The sequence below is a fragment of the Wolbachia endosymbiont of Drosophila bocki genome (genome assembly GCF_028982005.1).
GTDB classification, from domain to species: domain Bacteria; phylum Pseudomonadota; class Alphaproteobacteria; order Rickettsiales; family Anaplasmataceae; genus Wolbachia; species Wolbachia pipientis.
The window spans coordinates 250-4,877 of sequence record NZ_JAPQLG010000163.1 but is presented as its reverse complement, the minus strand read 5'-3'; the positions used below and the strand labels follow the sequence as shown (position 1 = coordinate 4,877).

Here is a 4,628-nt window from a genome sequence, read left to right as displayed (position 1 = left end):
AGATATACCTCTTTCTTAACTATGCTTATTTTACCTCATATTTTCGAGATCCTTAACAGGTTCTAACATTTATTGATTAATTTATTGTTAAGTTAGTATATATTACAATTGTAATAACCAACATTACTTGTGTAGAGAAAAGTTACGAAAAGAAATAGAGATTTTCAGGGAAATAGTATAAAATCCTCATAGATTAAAATAAGCCGCTTTGACAGGTTTTGTGGCAGCTAGAGCTGTATAGACTGGTGGAGGCAAGCGGGATCGAACCGCTGACCTTCTGCGTGCAAAACAGATGCTCTACCAGCTGAGCTATACCCCCAGGTAATTCTTGCTTAAAGCATAAATCACTCAGGCTGAAATGCAAGAAATATTTATCTATTAGGCTATTGCTAAATAGTGTACAAATTCCGCAGGGTGTACACACTTCTCTATTTTTTTGTCTCCTTAGCGTTATACGTCACACCATCCAAATAAATCTGTGAACTGAAAATTAACAAGAAGTTTTCCTTTGGAAATTTTTTTAAATTGTTCATAGATTTTTTAACTAAATTATCACTAACGCAGTATATTATATAATTTATTTAACCACACATGAAAATTTTAGTTTGATTAAAACGGATAAAAACTGTATTGATGTTTAGTATAGCTGAAAAATGAAATGATCCCGTAGCTCAGCCGGTAGAGCAACTGACTTTTAATCAGTGGGTCACGCGTTCGAATCGCGTCGGGATCACTCACAAATTTTGAAAAACATGCTAAAAGAACAAGACAAAATATTCACCAACCTAAATGGTAAAGGAACTCCACTACTTGAGGGTGCAAAAAAACGCGGTAGCTGGCAAAAAACAAAGGAATTACTGGATTTAGGATCAGAAAAGATCATTGATGAAGTAAAGAAATCTGGTTTGAGAGGTCGAGGGGGTGCAGGATTTTCCACCGGCCTTAAGTGGAGCTTTATGCCCAAAAATCTCCCAAAAGCATATTTAGTAGTCAATGCAGATGAGTCAGAACCTGGTACATGTAAAGATAGAGATATATTGCGATATGAGCCACATAAGTTACTTGAGGGAATTCTCCTGGCCGGCAAAGCGATCAGCGCATCAGTTGCGTATATTTATATCAGGGGTGAATTTTATAATGAATATTTAGTTCTAAAAAAAGCACTTGAGGAAGCCTATAAAGAAGGTTTAATTGGAAAAAATGCCTGCAAATCAGGTTATGATCTTGATGTGTTTATCCATAGGGGCGCAGGAGCTTACATATGTGGGGAAGAAACAGCTCAACTCGAATCAATTGAAGGAAAAAAGGGCTTTCCTCGCATGAAGCCTCCATTTCCCGCAGGTGTTGGACTTTTTGGCTGCCCAACCACAATAAACAACGTTGAAACTATAGCCATGGTTCCAGATATTCTAAATCGCGGAGGAGAATGGTTTACGTCTCTTGGTAAACCAAATGATACTGGTACCAAGGTCTTTTGTATTTCAGGACATGTAAACAACCCGTGTAATGTTGAAGAAGAGCTCGGAATTCCATTACGTGAATTAATTGAAAAATACGCAGGTGGAGTGCGAGGAGGTTGGGATAATTTACTTGCTGTAATACCTGGTGGGTCTTCAGTGCCATTAATTCCAAAATCTATATGCGATACTATTGAAATGGATTTTGATTCATTAAGAACTGCACAATCAGGGCTTGGTACTGCTGCTGTAATAGTGATGGATAAATCAACTGATATAATAGCTGCAATAGAGAGGTTATCACACTTTTATATGCATGAGTCCTGTGGACAATGCACACCATGCCGTGAAGGTACTGGATGGATGTGGAGGATTATGAAGAGGATGGTGGCAGGAGATATTAAACCTGATGAAATAGATAAGCTGCTTGACCTTACAACTCAAATAGAAGGACATACAATTTGCGCGCTTGGCGATGCTGCAGCTTGGCCGATTCAAGGATTAATAAGACATTTTCGCCATGTTATCAAAGAGAGAGCGATAATTTAACTTTACTTATACTTCTTAAGCCGTTTTGCTACTTAGCAGCCAGAGCTAAAAAATATTGATTCCCTTCTCTTTTAGGTGCCAATTCTACCTTTGCGATATCTTCAGTGTCTCGAATTAGCCGTTCTAATTTTTCCAGTCCAACTTCAGTGTTTATAAGCTCTCTCCCTCTAAATCTCATTGTGACTTTAATTTTATGTCCGTGGACAAGTAAGTCTCTTGCTTGACGCAATTTTGTTTCGTAGTCGTGATCACCAATATTAGGACCCAGTTTAATTTCTTTTATAGTTAATGTTTTTTGTTTCTTTTTTGCTTCACTTGCTTTCTTTTTTATATCATACTTTTGCTTGCTATAATCCAGAATTTTACATACTGGAGGGGTTGAATCAGGTGCAATTTCCACCAAGTCTAAACCAACACCCTGTGCAAATTCCAAAGCTCGTTCTATTGGCACGATTCCGACCATTTCACCACTATGATCAACTAAGCGTACCTCCTTAGCTGTGATAAATCCATTAATTCTGTTTTTATTGTTCTTTTTAACTTGCAAACTTTAACTCCCTTAATTCAAATTAATACTTTTTAACAGCGATTCATTAGCCTTTTCCAAAGAAAAAGACTCCTGTCTTTCCGATCCTAAATTTCTTACTGACACAGTTTTACTTGTAACTTCATTTTTGCCTACAATCCACAATATAGGAACCTTGTTTGAACTATGCAAACGTATCTTATAACTAATTTTTTCATTGGTCAAATCAGTCTTGACTCTCACACCTTGTTCTTTTAGAATATTGCTAGTTTCTGTGGCGTAACCGTCAGCCTCATTTGTAATGGTCAGAATAGCAAGTTGCGTTGGAGCAAGCCAAACTGGAAATTTTCCTGCATAATTTTCTATCAAAATTCCAATAAAACGCTCAAAAGTTCCAAGAATTGCCCTATGTAACATGACAGGGTGATGCTTTTGTCCATCTGCTCCTATATAAAAAGCTCCCAGACGTTCTGGTAAAATGAAATCAACTTGTAATGTTCCACATTGCCAGCTTCTGCCTATTGCATCTTTCAAGACAAACTCTAACTTTGGACCATAAAATGCACCTTCACCAGGGTTAAGTTTATAACTCAAGCCTGCTTCTTTAACGGCTTCAAGCAGCGCTTTTTCAGCTCTATCCCACACTTCATCATTACCTGCTCTAATATCTGGACGGTCTGAAAATTTCACAGAAATTTCATTAAATCCAAGCTCTGAATATACTTCTTTTAAAAGGTCACAAAACTTTATAGTCTCAGAATTCACTTGTTCTTCCATACAAAAAATGTGTGCATCGTCTTGCGTAAAACCACGCACTCGCATCAGTCCGTGCAATGATCCTGAGCTTTCATTTCTATGGCATGTGCCAAACTCTGCCATACGTATTGGTAAATCACGGTAGCTCCTGGTGTGAGAATTAAAAATCTGCACATGACAAGGACAATTCATGGGTTTTATTGCTAACTTTTTATTCTCAGATTCGTCAACAATAAACATATTTTCACGAAACTTATCCCAATGTCCAGATCTTTCCCACAGCTCTTTACTTACTAAAATAGGAGTCTTTACCTCAAAATAGCCATTATTTATTAGCTTCTTTCTGATGTAAGACTCAAGAACATTATATAGAATATATCCTTGTTCATGCCAAAAAACCTGCCCAACAGCTTCCTCTTGGATGTGAAATAAATCCATATCCTTGGCAATTTTGCGGTGATCACGTTTCTCTGCTTCTTTGAGACACTCAAGATAAGCGTTTAATTCATCCTTATTTCTCCATGCTGTGCCATATATTCGCTGCAACATTGGGCCCTTTGCATCACCTCGCCAGTATGCACCCGCTACTTTCATAAGTTTAAACGCTTTAACTCCGCCGGTTGATGGTGAGTGCGGACCACGGCATAGGTCAACAAAATCACCTTGCCTATAAACAGTTAGGTTTTCACCCTCTGGTATGGATGAGATAATATCAACCTTATATTTTTCGCCTATACCACTAAAGAAATCAACTGACTGCTTGCGAGTCCAAACTTCTCGAACAAATCTGTGGTTACTTTTTACAATCTCCTTCATTTTCTTTTCTATTGCGGTAAGATCGTCCGTAGTGAAGGTACGACCTGTAGCAAAATCATAGTAAAAACCGTCCTGAATTGTTGGGCCGATAGTAATCTGAGTATTAGGAAATAGCTCTTTCACTGCCTGTGCCATTATGTGAGCAGCATCATGCCTTATTATATCTAAACCCGCTTCGTCACTCAGTTGTATCACCTCTATCTCTGCATCAGCTTCAATTTCACGTGAGAGATCATGCAACTCACCATTTACCTTAAAGGCAATTGCTTCTTTCAAAACATCCGGTTGTAATATATCAAAGCCAGTAACTTTACCACTGTATTCTTTTACTTTTTGTTCGGCTGAAAAAGTAATCCTAATCATTTATCGACCCTTTTGTCTAACCCTCTCTTTGTCATCCCAGTGCGTGACACTGGGATGGCTTTGTTGCATAGGAACTGAAAAAATCTGGTGGCTACTGACAAAATTCATTATAAAATAGCCATTTAACCTTGAAAGAAAAAATATGCCACAAAAAATGAGGG

3 protein-coding genes and 2 tRNA genes are annotated in these 4,628 nt (G+C 37.8%); 2 read left to right on the top strand and 3 right to left on the bottom strand.

The features are described 5' to 3' along the window. Positions 1 to 243: 243 nt before the first annotated feature. A tRNA-Ala gene (locus OZD61_RS03850) sits at positions 244 to 319 on the bottom strand. Between the two features lie 341 nt (positions 320 to 660). On the opposite strand from OZD61_RS03850, the gene OZD61_RS03845 reads away from it, so the two are divergent. Both OZD61_RS03845 and nuoF read left to right on the top strand, forming a co-directional pair. Continuing rightward, positions 661 to 733: transfer RNA gene (locus tag OZD61_RS03845), tRNA-Lys, on the top strand. Positions 734 to 752: 19 nt separating this feature from the next. Continuing rightward, the gene (gene nuoF, locus OZD61_RS03840; protein ID WP_274979922.1) at positions 753 to 2,006 is read left to right on the top strand and encodes an NADH-quinone oxidoreductase subunit NuoF; all 1,254 of its coding nucleotides are present in this window, start codon (positions 753 to 755) and stop codon (positions 2,004 to 2,006) included. 28 nt (positions 2,007 to 2,034) lie between these two features. Here nuoF and infC read toward each other — a convergent pair whose 3' ends face one another. After that, positions 2,035 to 2,553, bottom strand: coding sequence for a translation initiation factor IF-3 (infC, locus tag OZD61_RS03835; protein ID WP_274979921.1), 519 nt, complete (start codon positions 2,551 to 2,553; stop codon positions 2,035 to 2,037). Positions 2,554 to 2,565: 12 nt separating this feature from the next. Then, positions 2,566 to 4,467 carry a threonine--tRNA ligase gene (thrS, locus tag OZD61_RS03830; RefSeq protein WP_274979920.1) on the bottom strand — a complete coding sequence of 634 codons (1,902 nt, stop codon included), beginning with the start codon at positions 4,465 to 4,467 and terminating at the stop codon, positions 2,566 to 2,568. Positions 4,468 to 4,628 lie beyond the last annotated feature (161 nt).

Excerpts from the sequence above, each read along its gene's own strand:
- nuoF (WP_274979922.1), top strand. The coding sequence starts at position 753 with ATGCTAAAAGAACAAGACAAAATATTCACCAACCTAAATGGTAAAGGA.
- thrS (WP_274979920.1), bottom strand. The coding sequence starts at position 4,467 with ATGATTAGGATTACTTTTTCAGCCGAACAAAAAGTAAAAGAATACAGT.